The sequence below is a fragment of the Pseudomonas sp. MH9.2 genome, from assembly GCF_034353875.1.
In the GTDB taxonomy this organism is placed as follows: Bacteria; Pseudomonadota; Gammaproteobacteria; order Pseudomonadales; family Pseudomonadaceae; genus Aquipseudomonas.
Genome location: NZ_CP133784.1, coordinates 1,201,629 through 1,216,829 on the forward strand (window position 1 = coordinate 1,201,629; position 15,201 = coordinate 1,216,829).

14 protein-coding genes are annotated in these 15,201 nt (G+C 55.9%); all 14 read right to left on the bottom strand.

What is annotated here, in order from left to right; genetic code table 11:
• Positions 1-1,359 (bottom strand): flagellar protein export ATPase FliI, encoded by a 1,359-nt coding sequence (fliI, locus tag RHM55_RS05520; RefSeq protein WP_322182752.1) that lies wholly within the window; start codon positions 1,357-1,359, stop codon positions 1-3.
• Positions 1,349-2,185 (bottom strand): flagellar assembly protein FliH, encoded by an 837-nt coding sequence (gene fliH / locus RHM55_RS05525; RefSeq protein WP_322180020.1) that lies wholly within the window; start codon positions 2,183-2,185, stop codon positions 1,349-1,351. Before fliH ends, fliI begins: the two co-directional genes overlap by 11 nt.
• A 10-nt stretch (positions 2,186-2,195) precedes the next feature.
• On the bottom strand, positions 2,196-3,215 hold the full coding sequence (gene fliG, locus RHM55_RS05530) for a flagellar motor switch protein FliG (RefSeq protein ID WP_322180023.1): 1,020 nt from the start codon (positions 3,213-3,215) through the stop codon (positions 2,196-2,198).
• Entirely contained in the window at positions 3,208-4,992 is a 1,785-nt protein-coding gene (gene fliF, locus RHM55_RS05535; RefSeq protein ID WP_322180025.1) for a flagellar basal-body MS-ring/collar protein FliF, read from the bottom strand. The genes fliG and fliF overlap by 8 nt, the downstream gene beginning before the upstream one ends.
• Before the next feature lie 14 nt (positions 4,993-5,006).
• Complete coding sequence (gene fliE, locus RHM55_RS05540) at positions 5,007-5,333, bottom strand: flagellar hook-basal body complex protein FliE (RefSeq protein WP_322180027.1); 327 nt, start codon at positions 5,331-5,333, stop codon at positions 5,007-5,009.
• Between the two features lie 188 nt (positions 5,334-5,521).
• The gene (locus RHM55_RS05545; protein WP_322180030.1) at positions 5,522-6,967 is read right to left on the bottom strand and encodes a sigma-54 dependent transcriptional regulator; all 1,446 of its coding nucleotides are present in this window, start codon (positions 6,965-6,967) and stop codon (positions 5,522-5,524) included.
• Positions 6,967-8,163: a sensor histidine kinase gene (locus RHM55_RS05550; protein ID WP_322180032.1), complete on the bottom strand. Its 1,197-nt coding sequence runs from the start codon at positions 8,161-8,163 to the stop codon at positions 6,967-6,969. The genes RHM55_RS05545 and RHM55_RS05550 overlap by 1 nt, the downstream gene beginning before the upstream one ends.
• A 139-nt stretch (positions 8,164-8,302) precedes the next feature.
• Positions 8,303-9,778, bottom strand: coding sequence for a transcriptional regulator FleQ (gene fleQ / locus RHM55_RS05555; protein ID WP_322180034.1), 1,476 nt, complete (start codon positions 9,776-9,778; stop codon positions 8,303-8,305).
• A 172-nt stretch (positions 9,779-9,950) separates the two neighbouring features.
• A complete protein-coding gene (gene fliT / locus RHM55_RS05560) occupies positions 9,951-10,247 on the bottom strand; it encodes a flagellar protein FliT (RefSeq protein ID WP_322180036.1) in 297 nt (98 codons plus the stop codon).
• Between the two features lie 23 nt (positions 10,248-10,270).
• A complete protein-coding gene (fliS, locus tag RHM55_RS05565; protein ID WP_322180038.1) occupies positions 10,271-10,654 on the bottom strand; it encodes a flagellar export chaperone FliS in 384 nt (127 codons plus the stop codon).
• Positions 10,655-10,782: 128 nt separating this feature from the next.
• The gene (gene fliD / locus RHM55_RS05570; protein ID WP_322180040.1) at positions 10,783-12,198 is read right to left on the bottom strand and encodes a flagellar filament capping protein FliD; all 1,416 of its coding nucleotides are present in this window, start codon (positions 12,196-12,198) and stop codon (positions 10,783-10,785) included.
• Between the two features lie 81 nt (positions 12,199-12,279).
• Complete coding sequence (locus tag RHM55_RS05575) at positions 12,280-12,630, bottom strand: flagellar protein FlaG (RefSeq protein ID WP_322180042.1); 351 nt, start codon at positions 12,628-12,630, stop codon at positions 12,280-12,282.
• A 73-nt stretch (positions 12,631-12,703) separates the two neighbouring features.
• Positions 12,704-13,552, bottom strand: a complete 849-nt coding sequence (locus RHM55_RS05580; protein ID WP_322180044.1) for a flagellin domain-containing protein — start codon at positions 13,550-13,552, stop codon at positions 12,704-12,706.
• A gap of 288 nt (positions 13,553-13,840) precedes the next feature.
• On the bottom strand, positions 13,841-14,998 hold the full coding sequence (locus RHM55_RS05585) for a flagellin (RefSeq protein WP_322180046.1): 1,158 nt from the start codon (positions 14,996-14,998) through the stop codon (positions 13,841-13,843).
• Between the last annotated feature and the right edge of the window lie 203 nt (positions 14,999-15,201).

Here is a 15,201-nt window from a genome sequence, read left to right on the forward strand (position 1 = left end):
TCAGCCGCCTGCTGCGGGATTGAACACTGCGGCGAGGCGCGCCTTACTCTCCTGCAGGCTCTCGTTGTCATTGAGCCCTTGGCGCAGGTAGCGCACCAATGTCGGCTGCAAGGCGATCGCCATGTCGGTTTCCCGATCACCACCGGCCACGTAAGCACCAACGCTGATCAAGTCGCGACTCTGCTGGTAGCGCGACCACAATTGTTTGAAATGCTGAGCCTGCCCCATGTGTTCAGGACTGACCACCGAAGGCATGACCCGACTGATGGACGCTTCGATATCGATAGCCGGGTAATGTCCCTCTTCGGCCAGACGCCGGGACAACACGATATGCCCATCGAGCACACCCCGCGCGGCATCGGCAATCGGGTCCTGCTGATCGTCGCCTTCAGAAAGCACGGTATAGAACGCAGTAATCGAGCCGCCCCCGGCCTCGGCGTTACCGGCGCGCTCCACCAGTTTGGGCAACTTGGCAAACACTGACGGTGGATACCCCTTGGTGGCGGGCGGCTCGCCAATGGCCAAAGCGATTTCCCGCTGAGCCTGAGCAAATCGAGTCAACGAATCCATGAGCAACAGGACGTTTTTACCCTTGTCGCGAAAGTATTCGGCAATGCGCGTGCAATACATGGCCGCCCGCATCCGCATCAAGGGCGCATCATCGGCGGGTGAAGCCACCACCACCGAGCGTTTCAGCCCCTCTTCGCCGAGGATATGCTCGATGAATTCCTTGACCTCTCGCCCCCGTTCGCCGATCAGGCCAACCACGATAATGTCGGCTTCGGTGAAGCGCGTCATCATCCCGAGCAGCACGCTCTTGCCCACACCGGTACCGGCGAACAGACCGAGACGCTGACCACGGCCAACGGTCAATAGCCCATTGATACTGCGAATACCCACATCCAGAGGCTGGCTGATCGGATTGCGCTTGAGCGGGTTGATCGTCGGGCCATCCATTGGCACCCAGTCTTCGGCTTTCATTCCACCTTTGCCATCGAGCGCGCGTCCGGCGCCATCGAGGACCCGACCCAGCATTCCCATACCCATCGGCAAGCGACCGGTATCGGCCAGCGGCACAACCCGAGCACCCGGTGCGATACCGGCAACACTGCCCACCGGCATCAGGAATATCTTGGACCCGGAAAACCCCATCACCTCGGCTTCGACTTGCATCGGGTGATAGCTATCATCGTTGATCACCAGACACCGACTGCCCATCGCAGCCCGCAAGCCTTCGGCTTCCAGGGTCAAACCGACCATACGCAACAAACGACCTTCCACCACCGGCTGGCCTGCCAGCTCGATGGCGTCGACGTAGGAACCCAGACGCTTGCCGAAGCTGGTCCGGTCAAGGCGCATCGGGGCCTGCTTTTTCAGGAGAGGCGTCATCTGCGTCATCTGCAATGACCGGGGCGTCGACGACTGTACCCAGATCGAGGCTCATGTCCGCAGGCGCAGGGTGCAGAGCCTGATCGTGCAACTGATCGAACATTTTCGCCAATGCTTGAGAAATTCGAGTTTCGATGGTCGCATCGATTCGACTGTGCTCGGTTTCGACCCGGCAACCACCCGCCTGAAGGGTATCGTCTTCGACGATGCGCCAGGTTTCTTCATGGCGTTCACGCAGGGCTTTGACCTGAGCGAAGTCCTGAGGGTTGATGAAGATGCGTACATTCTGCGCGCCCATAGGCAACAACTTCAAAGCGTCACGCAATACCTGACCGATACGACTAGAGTCAGTGGTCAACTCGCGCTGAATGACTTGCCGGGTAATGTGCCCTACCAGTTCGACCAGCGATTTTTCAATCTGCGTGTCCTGCTCGGCGATAGGCTCGAACAGATGGACCATCAATTGCTCAAGGCTCGCAAGCTTGGCGCTCAAGGCTACGTCAGCCTCTTGCCGGACCTTGAGCTGAGTGCTGTGAAAACCCTCTTTCTCACCCGTGGCAAAACCTTCGTTGTAGGCTTCCTGACGAATGCCTTCCAGCTCTTCAAGGGTCAGCGGCTGGACTTCGTCCAGAGGTACTTCTTCCATCTCCGCCGGCTCGACCTCAACCGGTTCAGGCTCTGGCTCTAACAGCGCTTCACTGTGCGGGTCGAAACTAGGCAACGACCAGACATCAAAGCCGCCGACATCCTTGGCCCGGATCAGATCACTGGGCGGCTCTTTGTTGGAGCTAAACATGTAGTGATCCTCAGATCATCTCTTCGCCGCCCTTGCCACCGAGAACGATTTCTCCGGCTTCGGCCATACGGCGAGCAATAGTGAGGATTTCTTTCTGCGCGGTTTCCACATCGCTGACGCGCACCGGGCCTTTGGCCTCGAGATCGTCGCGCAACAATTCGGCAGCACGTTTGGACATGTTCTTGAAGATTTTCTCCTTGATTGCTTCGTCGGAGCCTTTAAGCGCCAACACCAGCACATCAGAAGACACTTCGCGCAGCAACGCCTGGATACCCCGGTCGTCGACATCGGAAAGGTTGTTGAAAACGAACATGAGGTCTTCGATCTGACCGGACAGGTCCCCGTCGACTTCGCGGATCGAGTCCATCAACTGGCCTTCGATGGAGCTGTCGAGGAAGTTCATGATATCGGCCGCACGCTTGATGCCGCCCAAGGTGGTGCGCGCTGTATTGGAGTTGCCGGAGAACTGCTTTTCCAGAATCTGGTTCAGCTCTTTCAATGCCGCCGGCTGCACGGTGTTGAGCGAGGAGACACGCAGAATGATATCCAGACGTACCTTGTGATCGAAATGACCGAGCACTTCGCCAGCCTGATCCGGGTCCAGATAAGCCACAACGATGGCCTGAATTTGCGGGTGCTCATAGCGGATCACGTCAGCAACCGCACGAGGCTCCATCCATTTCAGGCTGTCCAGACCACTGGTATTGCCCCCCAGCAAGATCCGGTCGATGAGGCCGTTGGCCTTGTCTTCGCCCAAGGCCTGGGTCAGCATTTTGCGGATATAACCGTCGGAGCCGACGCCGAGACTGGTCTGGTCGCCGACGATCTCGACGAACTCACTCATCACCTGCTCGACTTCCTCACGGTGCACATTGCGCATTTGCGCCATGGCGACACCGACCCGCTGAACCTCTTTAGGCCCCATGTGCCGAAGCACCTGAGCGGCATCGGTTTCACCGAGGGAGAGCAAGAGAATGGCAGCCTTGTCGACCTTGGTCATCTTGGCGGTAAGCGCTCGATTGTCACTCATCTGCGTTAATCCACTCTTTCACGACCTGAGCCACACGACCTGGGTCTTCAGCCACCAGGCTCTTGATTGCATTCAACTGTGCGTCATAACCCTCGCTCGGGCTAGGCAGCAAAATACTTTGCGGACCGCCAAGGCTGACGCGGTCATTGGACAGTTCACCACCCAGACCACCCATGCCACCGAGCTCGGCATCGCCGTCGACGCCAACCAGCTGCCGGTTCTTGCCACTGGTGATGTTGTTGAGTACCGGCCGCAGAACACCAAATACCAGTACCAGGATGAACAACACACCCAGCACTTGTTTGACGATGTCCCAGAACCACGGATGGGAATAGAACGGAATATCAGGGATCACTTCGCCACGATCGGTGGAGAATGGCACGTTTACCACACTGACGCTGTCGCCGCGACTGGCGTTGAAACCAACAGCGTCCTGCACCAGCCGGGTAAAGCGCGCCAATTCGTCGGCATTCCATGGCGTAAGGCTGGTCTCGCCTGTCTTGGGATCGACTTTGACCCGATCATCCACGACCACCGCCACAGACAAGCGATTCACCCGACCCTGCTGCTGCTTGGTGTGACTGATGGAACGGTCCAGCTCAAAGTTCTTGGTCGACTGCTTACGCTTGTCCGCTGGATAAGGTGCCAGCATCGGCTGACCGGTCGCTGGGTCCATGATCTGCTGACCATTTGCGTCGAGCAGCGGTTGACCTGGCTGTATGGAACCTGAGGCAGCTGCACCCGCGCCCGCCTGCTGAGGCGCACTGGCTGGACCGGGCGGCTGATTACTCAACGCACCCGGAACGCCCTGCGGACCGCCACCGGAGGAACGCTGTTCGTCGACCGACTGCTCGCTGCGCAACGCAGGTTGATCGGGGTTGAAGCTTTCCGCTGTCGACTCAACGGCGCTGAAGTCCACATCGGCCGAGACTTCGGCCTTGTAGCGATCATTGCCCAGAATCGGTTGCAGGATGTTCTGTACACGCTGAGTGAGCATGTTTTCCATACGGCGACTGTAGTCAAACTGCTTGCCAGCCATGGTCAATTCGGAGTTTTCACTCTGATCGGACAACAGCGTGCCCTTCTGGTCGACCACGGTAATCTGCGACTTGCTCAGTTCGGGAACAGCCGTTGCCACCAGGTTGATAATCGCCATGACCTGACCCGGCTCCAATGAGCGGCCAGCGTACAATTCGATCAGTACCGAAGCGCTCGGTTTACGCTCGTCACGCACGAACACCGAACTTTTCGGGATCGCCAGATGCACACGTGCACCCTTGACGTTATTGAGGCTGGAGATGGTCCGGGCAAGCTCGCCTTCAAGCCCGCGACGATAGCGCGTGGCTTCCATGAACTGGCTGGTACCCAGGCCCTGGTCCTTGTCGAGAATTTCGAAGCCGATGTTGCCGTCGCCTGGCGCTACACCCGCGCCCGCCAATTTGATCCGCGCACGCTGCAAATCATCAGCCTTGACCAGCAACGCGCCAGAATTTGGTTCGACGGTATAAGGGATGTCCGCGGCCGCCAACGTATCCATGACCTGTTTGGCGTCCATACCGGCCAGACTGCCGTACAGCGGCCGATAATCAGGCTGCTGGGACCAGAGCACCACGGCAAAACCAATAGCAACACTCGCTGCCAGACCGACCATAAGGCCAACCTGACGCAACATGGTCATCTCGGAGAGATTTTCCAGAAAGGACAAACCAAACAGCGGCGGCTTACCTTGAGGGGCACCCGATTTGGCCGGCACGTTATCGGTGACTGCTTCAGCCATGACTCAATACGTCCTTAAACCGGCATCTGCATGATGTCTTGATACGCTTGAACCAGTTTATTGCGGACCTGGGTCAACGCCTGGAACGAAACGCTCGCTTTTTGCGAGGAGATCATCACGTCAGTGAGGTCCACACCGCTTTTGCCGATTTCAAACGCATTCGACAATTGATTAGAGGCCTGCTGGGTATCGTTGACCTTGTTGACGGCCTGGCCAAGCATATCGGCAAAGCTGCTGGCGCCGATTTCCGGGGTGCTTATTGCTTTTGGCGTAGCCATGGCGTCCATTTGCATGGAGCGCATGTCCAACATCAAGCGATTAAATTCAACACCTTGGCTCATGACGTCTCTCTCACTAAAGGCCGCAGATTTTTGACACTCGTTAAGCGGCTACACATGGCAAAGCAACAACAGTGCCAGCCAAGTGATGGCCTTTAGCCGCAACTTGCATTCGAATGGTATGAAGTCTGCAGGAACACGCGCCAGCCTGCGAATAGTTTGATGCGATGCGCCTTATACACCACACGGCATCAAGTAGCGAATAGAGACGCTTCAACATCCATCCCCGCATCGCGCATCTGCGCCAGCTTGTAACGCAAGGTCCGGGGGCTGATACCCAAGCGTTCCGCCGCTTCTTTGCGACGGCCGCGCTCAGCGCGTAGGGTGTCGATGATTATCTGAAACTCACGACGCCGCAAGTCATCACCCAAGGCCCCGGCGGACTCTCCGACCTGATTATGTGATGCCGCACCATCGGCTGAAGGCACTGACACTGAAGGCATCGGTGTTGAAGCAACAACCTGCGGCTGCGTCGGAACACCTAACGCCGGCACTGGCGAAGCCGCTACCGGGCCAGACAAACAGAAGTCCTGTGCCTGAATCACCCCTCCCTGCTGCAGGATCAATGCCCGCTGAATCGCGTTATCCAGCTCGCGAACATTGCCTGGCCATGGGTAGCCGATCAGACAGGCTTGCGCGTCCGCCGACAATCGTACGGCGGCATGCTTCATTTTATTGACGTGTTTGGACAGCAACCGTTCGGCCAGCGGCAGAATATCGGCAGTTCGCTCACGCAGTGGTCGCCAAGCCAACGGAAACACCGAAATCCGGTAATAAAGATCTTCGCGAAAACGTCCTGCAGCTACTTCTGCGGCCAGATCGCGGTTGGTGGTTGCCAGCACACGAATATCCAAGATGATGGGTTTACGCCCGCCCACACGCTCCACTTCCCTTTCCTGAAGCACGCGCAGCAATTTGGCTTGCAGACCGAGGGGCATTTCAGAAATCTCATCCAGCAGAATGGTGCCGCCATCTGCCTGCTCAAACTTGCCCGCCTGCGCCGCGATGGCGCCGGTGAACGATCCTTTCTCATGACCGAACAACGTCGCTTCAAGCATGTTGTCCGGGATCGCCGCGCAATTGATCGCAATAAACGGCTTGCTAGCCCGAGTAGACTGCTGGTGAATAAAACGCGCCAACACTTCCTTGCCCGTACCGGACTCACCGGAAATCAGCACCGTCGAATCACTCCTGGCCACTCGACCGGCCAAATCCAGCAATTGTGCGCTGGCCGGCTCGAAGGCTACCGGCCCCTCACTGTCCGCAGGCCCGGGACGACCCAGTGCGTGCCGCGCTACCAACTCCATAAATGCTTTGGGCTCGAAAGGCTTGACCAGATAATCCGCCGCGCCCTGACGCATCGCATCTACCGCACGCTCGACCGCGCCGTGCGCAGTCATCAACAGTACAGGTAATTGCGCATAACGGCTGCGCAACACGCTCAACAATTGATGACCATCCATGCCCGGCATGTTGACGTCACTCACCACCAGACCGAAGGACTCTTCAGCCACGGCCTCAAGCGCCTCTTCAGCCGAACCGACGGCACGGAAGTCGTGCCCGGCCAACATCAAGGTCTCACCCAGCGCCTCGCGCAGTGAAGGATCATCCTCGACCAGCAACACCTTGATCGCCATCAGTTCACTCCCGCGTCACAAGCTTCCGGAATCAAAGGCAGAGTGACAATCGCGCACGTGCCGCGACCCGGACGAGAACGAAATTGCAGCTGCCCCTGGTGTGCACGGGTGACTGCGCCGACCACCGCCAACCCCAACCCGGTGCCGGTGGACTTGGTGGTAAAGAAAGGCTCTCCGATGCGCGCCAGTGCCGAGGCGTCGATCCCGCTGCCGTTGTCACTGATGCATAAGCGCAGCGTGTTATCGCGACTGTAGAGATGGATTTTCAAGCGCGTTTTTCCAGCGCTGGCCTGCACCGCGTTTTCAATCAAATTAAGCAGCGCCCCCACCAGCGTGTCTCTATTGCACAGCAACGCGCCTTCGCGACTGTCGCACTGCCAACGTACCGATAGACCCTGCACGTGGGTTTGCGCCGCCGCCTGCAAGGCCTGAAACAACAGATCGGGCGCAATACGATCGGTCATCGGCAACTCGCCACGTGCGAAGACCAGCATGTCGCGCACCTGATGTTCGAGCTCGTGCAAACGCTCTTTCAAGCGTCCGGCAAAACGTTGCTGAGTCGCCACCGGCAGCTCCTGCTCAGCCAAATGGCTGGCATAGATCAAGGCTGCGGACAGCGGCGTACGAATCTGATGAGCCAGCGAGGTGACCATTCTCCCCAGGGAGGATAGACGCTCGTGACGGGCTAGCTGCCCCTGCAGATGACGGGTTTCGGTCAAGTCGTTAAGCAGCACTAGCTGACCCGGCTCCGCGTCCAGTGAACGCGTTGCGATGGACAGACGTCGTCCATCCTTGAGAGACACTTCGTGACCATCATCTTCGCGCGGCGCGAAACACCGACTGATCACTTGTCGCCAAAGCATGCCCAGCAGTGGCTCACCTAACAGGTCGCATGCTGCAGGGTTGGCCTCACGCACCACGCCCTGACCGTCCATGACAATGACGCCGCCGGGCAACAGCATGAGCAAGTTTTGCAGGCGATTAGCCAGACGCTCTTTTTCCGCCAATTCCTGCATTCGCTGAGCACTGACGACCGCCAACTCCCCCTTGAGCTCCGTCACCCGCGCTTCGAGCAAGCTGTAGGAGTCACTCAACTGACTCGACATCTGATCGAACCGCGAGAACGCCTGCTCAAGCCCGGTCCGGCTTTCCGGCTCGAGGGACGGCTGCGCTTCGTAAGAAAGGGCAGAAGACATCTGGGCAGCCTGGGGCATAGTGGTCTCTCGCATGGCGAACCGTCATTAAACGGTATGTAGCAAGAGACATAGCAATACCCGTGCCGAAAAAAAACCCCTGACTTATCAGGGGTTTGATTATTCGAGAAGAGAAGAAGCGTCAATCCTCCGCCTGTTCTTCCCCATCACGACGGCTCATGCCGTATTTGCGCATTTTTTCCACCAGGGTTGTACGGCGAATACGCAGACGCTCAGCCGCGCGCGCCACAATGCCGCCCGCATCGTCCAATGCCTGCTGAATCAGGCCCTGCTCCAACCCTCCCAGATAGTCCTTGAGGTCAAGACCTTCAGGTGGCAACAAGGCGCCGGAAGCGAAGTTGGGCGTATGTCCATTAATAGCGACCCGCTCTTCCAGGTCAGTGCGAAAGCTATCAACCAGTTGCTCGTCTTCATCGTCAACGTAACGGAATTTTTTCGGCAACTCGATGACGCCGATCACCCCGTAGGGATGCATGATCGCCATGCGCTCGACCAGATTGGCCAGTTCGCGAACATTGCCCGGCCAGGCGTGACGACAAAGCGACATGATGGCCGCCGAGTTGAAACGGATCGAGCCACGTTTTTCGTGCTCCATGCGCGAAATCAATTCGTTCATCAGCAACGGAATGTCTTCGACACGCTCGCGCAGCGGGGCCATCTCGATCGGGAATACATTCAAACGGTAATACAGGTCTTCACGGAACGTACCGATCTCGATCATGTGCTCGAGATTCTTGTGCGTCGCTGCAATGATTCGCACATCGACGCTCTGGGTTTTGTTGCTGCCGACCCGCTCGAAGGTGCGCTCCTGCAGCACACGCAACAGCTTGACCTGCATAGGCAGCGGCATGTCGCCGATTTCGTCGAGGAACAAGGTGCCGCCATTGGCCAGCTCAAAGCGCCCGGCACGACTGGTGATCGCCCCGGTAAACGCGCCCTTCTCATGACCGAACAGTTCGCTTTCCAGCAACTCGGCAGGTATGGCTCCACAGTTGACAGGTACGAACGGCGCATCACGACGCTTGGAGTGATAGTGCAGATTGCGCGCAACCACTTCCTTGCCAGTACCGGACTCACCGAGGATCAGCACACTGGCATCGGTGTCGGCAACCTGCTGCATCATTTGCCGAACATGCTGAATCGCGCGACTGGTACCCACCAGACTGCGAAACAGGTTCGGCTCACGATGACGACCACGCTCACGGGCATGATCGTACATTTCACGATAAACCTGAGCACGGTGCAGGGAATCGAGCAGTTTGCTGTAGCTGGGCGGCATTTCCAGAGACGAGAGCACACGACGGCGCAAGTCCTCTGGCAGGTCAGTGGAAGAAAATTCTCCCATTAACATGACGGGAAGGAACTCATCCCAGGCGGCGATGGTCTTAAGCAGTCCTTGAAGAGTACCTGGAGCGCTCACTTCGCCCACCAGCACGCAAAGCACTTCTCGGGTAGAGGTCAGAGAACCGACGACCTGCTGCCAATCAAGGCTTGAGCAGGACAAATTTTCTTCGCCAAGAAAATTTAAAATGACCGCCATATCCCGGCGGCGCAGGCTATCGTCATCAATCAGCAAAATCTTGATTTCACGCCACATGCAATAGCAACTTCCCTAGTCAAACTCAATGCCCATGAAATGGGGGCAAGCTTGGCGTCTACGACCCATTTGGCGATTTAGACGTCAGAAAATAGTAAACCGCACTAGTTAAGTCAAAAATCCGCGCACAGTCAAATTTATGGCGAATTTCTTTTTTTCGATCAACTGAGTGTCAACCGAACAGATGGTAAACCTTTGCCGCGTTTTTCGCTTGCCGGATCTGCGTCATCTCGTCGACTATTGCTTGGCGCTCATCAGTAGCGACCTCAATCAGCTGTCGATACACCCCTAACAGGCGTTCAAGATTGCTTCTCACTTCGGTTTCGTTTAGCGGAGCCTCGCTGATCACATCGTCAACACAAGCGCGGCAAGCTAGATCCAGCTGCCCAATAGCTTCCCAGTCACGCTCAGCCAATGCACCGACCAACGCTTCACGGGTTTCTTCGATACGCTGCAATACAGCACTCATGGTGATCTCCTCGAAACAGCAGGCTATAGGGTCGCGATGCCATCCCAGCCATCCTTGACCGTACGCAGCAAATCGCTGACTTCGTCGAGGATTTTCGGGTCGCTCTTGATGTTGGCTTCCGCCAGACGCTTCATCATGTAAACGTAGAGATTGTCTAGATTCCCCAGAGCAGCTGCCGATTTCTCCAGGTCAAGACCTTCGCGCAGACCACCCACGATGCCAATGGCCTTGCCGATCAGGATACCCTTGTTAGGAATGTCCTTACGCTCCATCGCACCCCTGGCTTGAGCAATGCGGTCCAGACCGCCTTCCATCAGCATTTGCACGAGGCGGTGGGGACTGGCTTCGGAAGTCTGGGCTTGCGCACCAATCTTCTGATACTGCCGAAGAGCTAACATCGGATTCATGTTCTACCTCATCAAAACTCAAGAGTTCGTATACCCAAGGTATCGACACAACGTCACAAAACTTTAGGCCAGATGCCAAAAGCCCGACTGCGTTAAACGCAGCCGGGCTTTCGGTGCCGAGACAGTAATTAGCCCGTCTTCGATGCGCTCAACGAAGTGAAGTATGACGTGATACTGGTCGAAGTCGCCTTCATCTGCCCCACCAAAAGGTCCATCGCGTTGTATTTGGCTGTCAACGCGGCGGTCATATTGGTCACCCGCAGATCCAGTGCGGCCTGCTGGGTGGTGAGGGCATTCTTCTGCGTGGTCAAACTGCTCGAACGCGTATCAAGAATACCACCCGTCTGAGTATAAGGCGTAAGGACCGCACCCATCCGCGCCAGCAATCCGTTGGTACTCGTGGTACCGCTGAACAACTGCTGAACCTGCCCGCCCAGACTCTTGCTGGTCATCGCTGTCGTGAACTTGGTGCTATCAAAGGTCAGCGTACCGGCCTTCTGGTCCGTCTGGATACCCAACTGTGAAAGCACCGACAACTGACTGCCAGGACCAGGCGTAACCAATTGGTCACGCAAAGACGCCAGCAATGTCCTTGGCAGAGAATCACCGGTCATAGCAGCCGCTACCGTGAGATTACCCTTGCTGTCTGCGGTGGCCTTAGTCAAGGAGGTAATGGTCTTGACCACTGTGTTGTAGGCATCAACAAAGGTCTGCAACGAGGTTTTCAAGCCATCGGTATTGGTTGCAACCGTCACCGTCGAGCTGCCAGCGGCAACCAATGTCATGCTCAAACCACTGATTGCCTTGCTCACCGTGTTGGACGAGCTCTTGACCGCCAGCCCATCAATGGTGAGATTTGCATCCAATGCCTGACTGCCTATATAGCCAGCACTACCAGGAGTTGCTGAATTGAGCGCAGTATTCGCGGGTATAACCAACCCCGCAACGCTACTGGTGGTGGTGATATCCGAGCCAGCACCGGTGGTTGTAGAACCAAATACCAGACGCGAGGCCCCCGTGCTGTCCGTCACGATGTTGGCGCTGACGCCACTGGTGGCTGTCTGGGTGTTGACCAAATCACGAACCGACTGCAGCGTCGAGTTCGCCGGGATAGTGAAGCTGGTCGCAGTGGTATTTTGAGTGATAGTCAAGTTACCACTCGGAATAGCACTGGTAGCCCCTCCAGAGAAAGAGGCAGTCGCAACTTTGGAGCTGGTGGCCAGATTCTGAACAACAATATTGTAACTGCCATTGACCGCCGTATTGTCCGAGGTCGCAGCAAGGGTTGCCGGGGTAGACGAAGTCGCCGCAAAACCCGAAAAAGCCGGGTTTGTGGCGCTGCCAAGATTGGTCAACGCCGTCTGATAGGCAGTCAGAGCGCTTTTCAGCGAACCCACTCCAGAAATCTTGGACGTCGCGAGGGTCGTCTGACTGTTGATCTGCGTCTGCTTGGCCGACTTGTCGGCATTGACCAATGCGGTGACGATAGAACCGATATCAAGGCCAGAGCCAAGGCCTGTACTGGGGACAATTGGACTTGCCATGTGCATCTCCTTTCAGTTTTTCGTCGGTCTTTTGACCACTACAACGAATAAAAGAACATACAGACACTATTCATGCCAGCATCAAGCTTTTGCGTTGAACAACACGCTGCTTGCATTACTTAAGTTATCTGCCAATTTCAGCGCCTCCTCCGAGGGAATCTGCCTGACCACCTCACCCGTTTCACTGGCGATTACTTTTACCACAACCTTGCCGGACGTTTCGTCAATCGAAAACTCCAGATTGCGCTTGACCGATTGAACGAATTTTTCAATCTCCTGCACTGCCGCTTTCAACTTTTTCGAATCAGAGTCTTTACTCGCGGTCACTTCTGCCACGCTATCGACCAGAGGCGTCCCAGCCGACTTATTAGCAGCACCGCTCAGCGGTGTCACCGCCGGGTAAGACAAGTTCAGCTTGACGCTCATATCCATGTCCATCACCTCCTAAAGTAAAAAAGCGGGAGAGCACGACACGCGCACCCTCCCGCCAAAACTCATTCCAAAATTACTGAAGCAGTTTCAGTACAGCGGAAGGCAGCTGGTTGGCCTGAGCCAAAACAGCGGTCGAAGCTTGTTGCAGGGTTTGGCTCTTGGTCAACTGAGCAGTTTCAGCAGCGAAGTCGGTATCTTGTACGCGACCTTGTGCAGCCGTGACGTTTTCAGTGATGTTCTGCAAGTTGGAAATGGTGCTGGTCAGACGGTTCTGCGAAGCACCCAGGTTTGCGCGAGTTGCGCCGATTTGAGCGATGGCAGCATCAATTGCAGTGATTGCGTTATCGATGTTGGTACCAACAGTGGCGCTGGTACCGGTCAGCGCAACAGTAGCGCTGGCTACGGAAAGGCTGGCGGCGTCGAACTTGCTGCTCAGAACCAGGTCGATGTGGTTAGCAGTACCGGTGTTGGAACCCACTTGCAGGGTCATGGTACCGGCAGAACCGTCGAGCAGGTTCTTGCCGTTCAAGTTGGTGCTGGCAGAGATACGAGTCAGTTCGTCAGACATCTGAGCGAATTCTGAGTTAGTTGCGGTCTGGTCAGCGGTACCGTTGGTGCCGTTACGTGCCTGAACAGCCAGTTCACGCATACGTTGCAGAATGTTGGTAGATTCTTGCAGCGCGCCTTCAGCAGTCTGAGCCATCGAGATACCGTCGTTGGCGTTTTTCACTGCCACGGTCTGACCACGAATCTGGCTGCTCATACGGGTAGCAATCTGCAGGCCGGCAGCGTCGTCTTTAGCGCTGTTGATTTTCAGGCCGGAAGACAGGCGAGTCATGGATTGAGAAAGAGAACTCGCTGCGTTGTTCAAGTTTTTCTGAACAGCCAGGGATGTAACGTTGGTGTTTACGCCTAAAGTCATGATGAGTTCCTCAATGGTTGGGTACTGCGGCTTCCGGCCCTGGCAACCGCCGGGTGTGGCCTAGAGAACCTTCGTAATAGTTATCGTCGAGATAGCAAGGAGCTTGAGGGCTTTTTAAAAAAATATTGCCACTACTCTGACATCCCTACAGCTGTCGGGGGCTGCAGAGCATCTCACTCACTCTATTCAACGACCTACAACCTCACACCACCCCGACATCTCCAACCGTTTTGAGGCCTGGCATCCTTGACCGGATACCAGGATTCGACATGCGCCCGAAGGCATTCTTTATTGCAGAAGTTTAAGAACTGCGGCCGGTAGCTGGTTGGCTTGAGCCAAGACGGCCGTCGACGCTTGTTGCAGCGTTTGCTGCTTGGTCAGCTCGGCTGTTTCCGAGGCGAAATCGACGTCTTCGATTTGGCCGCGCGCAGCCGTGGTGTTCTTTACCATGTTGTTGAGGTTGGAAATGGTGCTGGCGAAGCGGTTTTGCTTGGCGCCCAGATTGGAACGAGCGGCATCAATGGTTTCCAGAGCCTTGTCGATGGATACAATAGTTGCCTCGATGTTGTCGGCAATGGCTTGATCGTTGAGCGGTTTGCTCTTTTTATCCAGTTCGGTTGCGTCCTTTAAAACTGTCGTCGCACCATCGGCTTCCGTTTTTGCGGTAGCCACAACGGCTTGTTGAGCCGTGTAGGCAGCAGGATCAGTAACCGCATCAATCGCACCCAGCGCAGCTTCAGCAGCAGCCAGTGCTGTATTTTTCTGTAGAGCATCATCGGTCATCTTTTCCGTCACATTGACAGGCAATAGATTTCGACTTCCGCTCCCATCAATCGCAAGCGCCGTGTACTCGCCCTTCACAACCGCTACGGAGCCGGTTGTCTTATCGTCGCCCGGTACAGCCGCAGCGCTTTTAGCCGCTACAAACAACGATTCGGCAGAGAAATCGTCCGAGAGCGACAGGCTGATCTCCTCGGTTCTCCCTACGTTGGCGCCCACATGAAACGTCATCGTCCCGGCGCTGCCATCCAGCAGCTTCAAACCACCACCAAACGTGGTGCTCTTCGAAAGACGGGTCAGTTCTTGAACCGACTGATTGAATTCGGAATTGAGTGCATCCCGCTCCTTTTGACTGTTGTCGCCGTTTTTTGATTGAATCGCCAGTTCTCGCATCCGCTGCAGGTTGTTGGTCGATTCCTGCAATGCCCCCTCCGCAGTTTGCGCAATGGAAATTGCATTGCCCGCATTTCTGGCCGCAACCGTCATCCCTTTAATCTGGGTCGTCAGGCGACTCGCGATTTGCATGCCGGCGGCATCGTCCTTGGCGCTGTTAATCCTTAAGCCTGAAGACAAACGCGCCATTGATGTGCTGACGGCATCGGAAGAGCGGTTCAGATTTCGCTGAACCGACAACGAAGCGACATTGGTATTTACGGTTAAAGCCATCGTGAAATTCCTCACAAAAAAAAGATTGCTGGCTTCCAAAAACGGGCTGCATCCGGCACGCCCTGAAAACCTACAAAATGTTTATCGGAAAAATTACAAGTGGCTTTAACTGGCTTTTTAAGACTGTTTGGGAATTACAACTATTAAATACCCGACATTTGTAGGGTATTTTGGTTATAAGCGTGGATTTTTAAAGGTTTAAT

Coding starts and splice junctions, on each gene's coding strand:
- fliI (WP_322182752.1), bottom strand. CDS start 1,359: ATGCGCCTTGACCGGACCAGCTTCGGCAAGCGTCTGGGTTCCTACGTC.
- fliH (WP_322180020.1), bottom strand. CDS start 2,185: ATGTTTAGCTCCAACAAAGAGCCGCCCAGTGATCTGATCCGGGCCAAG.
- fliG (WP_322180023.1), bottom strand. CDS start 3,215: ATGAGTGACAATCGAGCGCTTACCGCCAAGATGACCAAGGTCGACAAG.
- fliF (WP_322180025.1), bottom strand. CDS start 4,992: ATGGCTGAAGCAGTCACCGATAACGTGCCGGCCAAATCGGGTGCCCCT.
- fliE (WP_322180027.1), bottom strand. CDS start 5,333: ATGAGCCAAGGTGTTGAATTTAATCGCTTGATGTTGGACATGCGCTCC.
- RHM55_RS05545 (WP_322180030.1), bottom strand. CDS start 6,967: ATGGCGATCAAGGTGTTGCTGGTCGAGGATGATCCTTCACTGCGCGAG.
- RHM55_RS05550 (WP_322180032.1), bottom strand. CDS start 8,163: ATGTCTTCTGCCCTTTCTTACGAAGCGCAGCCGTCCCTCGAGCCGGAA.
- fleQ (WP_322180034.1), bottom strand. CDS start 9,778: ATGTGGCGTGAAATCAAGATTTTGCTGATTGATGACGATAGCCTGCGC.
- fliT (WP_322180036.1), bottom strand. CDS start 10,247: ATGAGTGCTGTATTGCAGCGTATCGAAGAAACCCGTGAAGCGTTGGTC.
- fliS (WP_322180038.1), bottom strand. CDS start 10,654: ATGAATCCGATGTTAGCTCTTCGGCAGTATCAGAAGATTGGTGCGCAA.
- fliD (WP_322180040.1), bottom strand. CDS start 12,198: ATGGCAAGTCCAATTGTCCCCAGTACAGGCCTTGGCTCTGGCCTTGAT.
- RHM55_RS05575 (WP_322180042.1), bottom strand. CDS start 12,630: ATGGATATGAGCGTCAAGCTGAACTTGTCTTACCCGGCGGTGACACCG.
- RHM55_RS05580 (WP_322180044.1), bottom strand. CDS start 13,552: ATGACTTTAGGCGTAAACACCAACGTTACATCCCTGGCTGTTCAGAAA.
- RHM55_RS05585 (WP_322180046.1), bottom strand. CDS start 14,998: ATGGCTTTAACCGTAAATACCAATGTCGCTTCGTTGTCGGTTCAGCGA.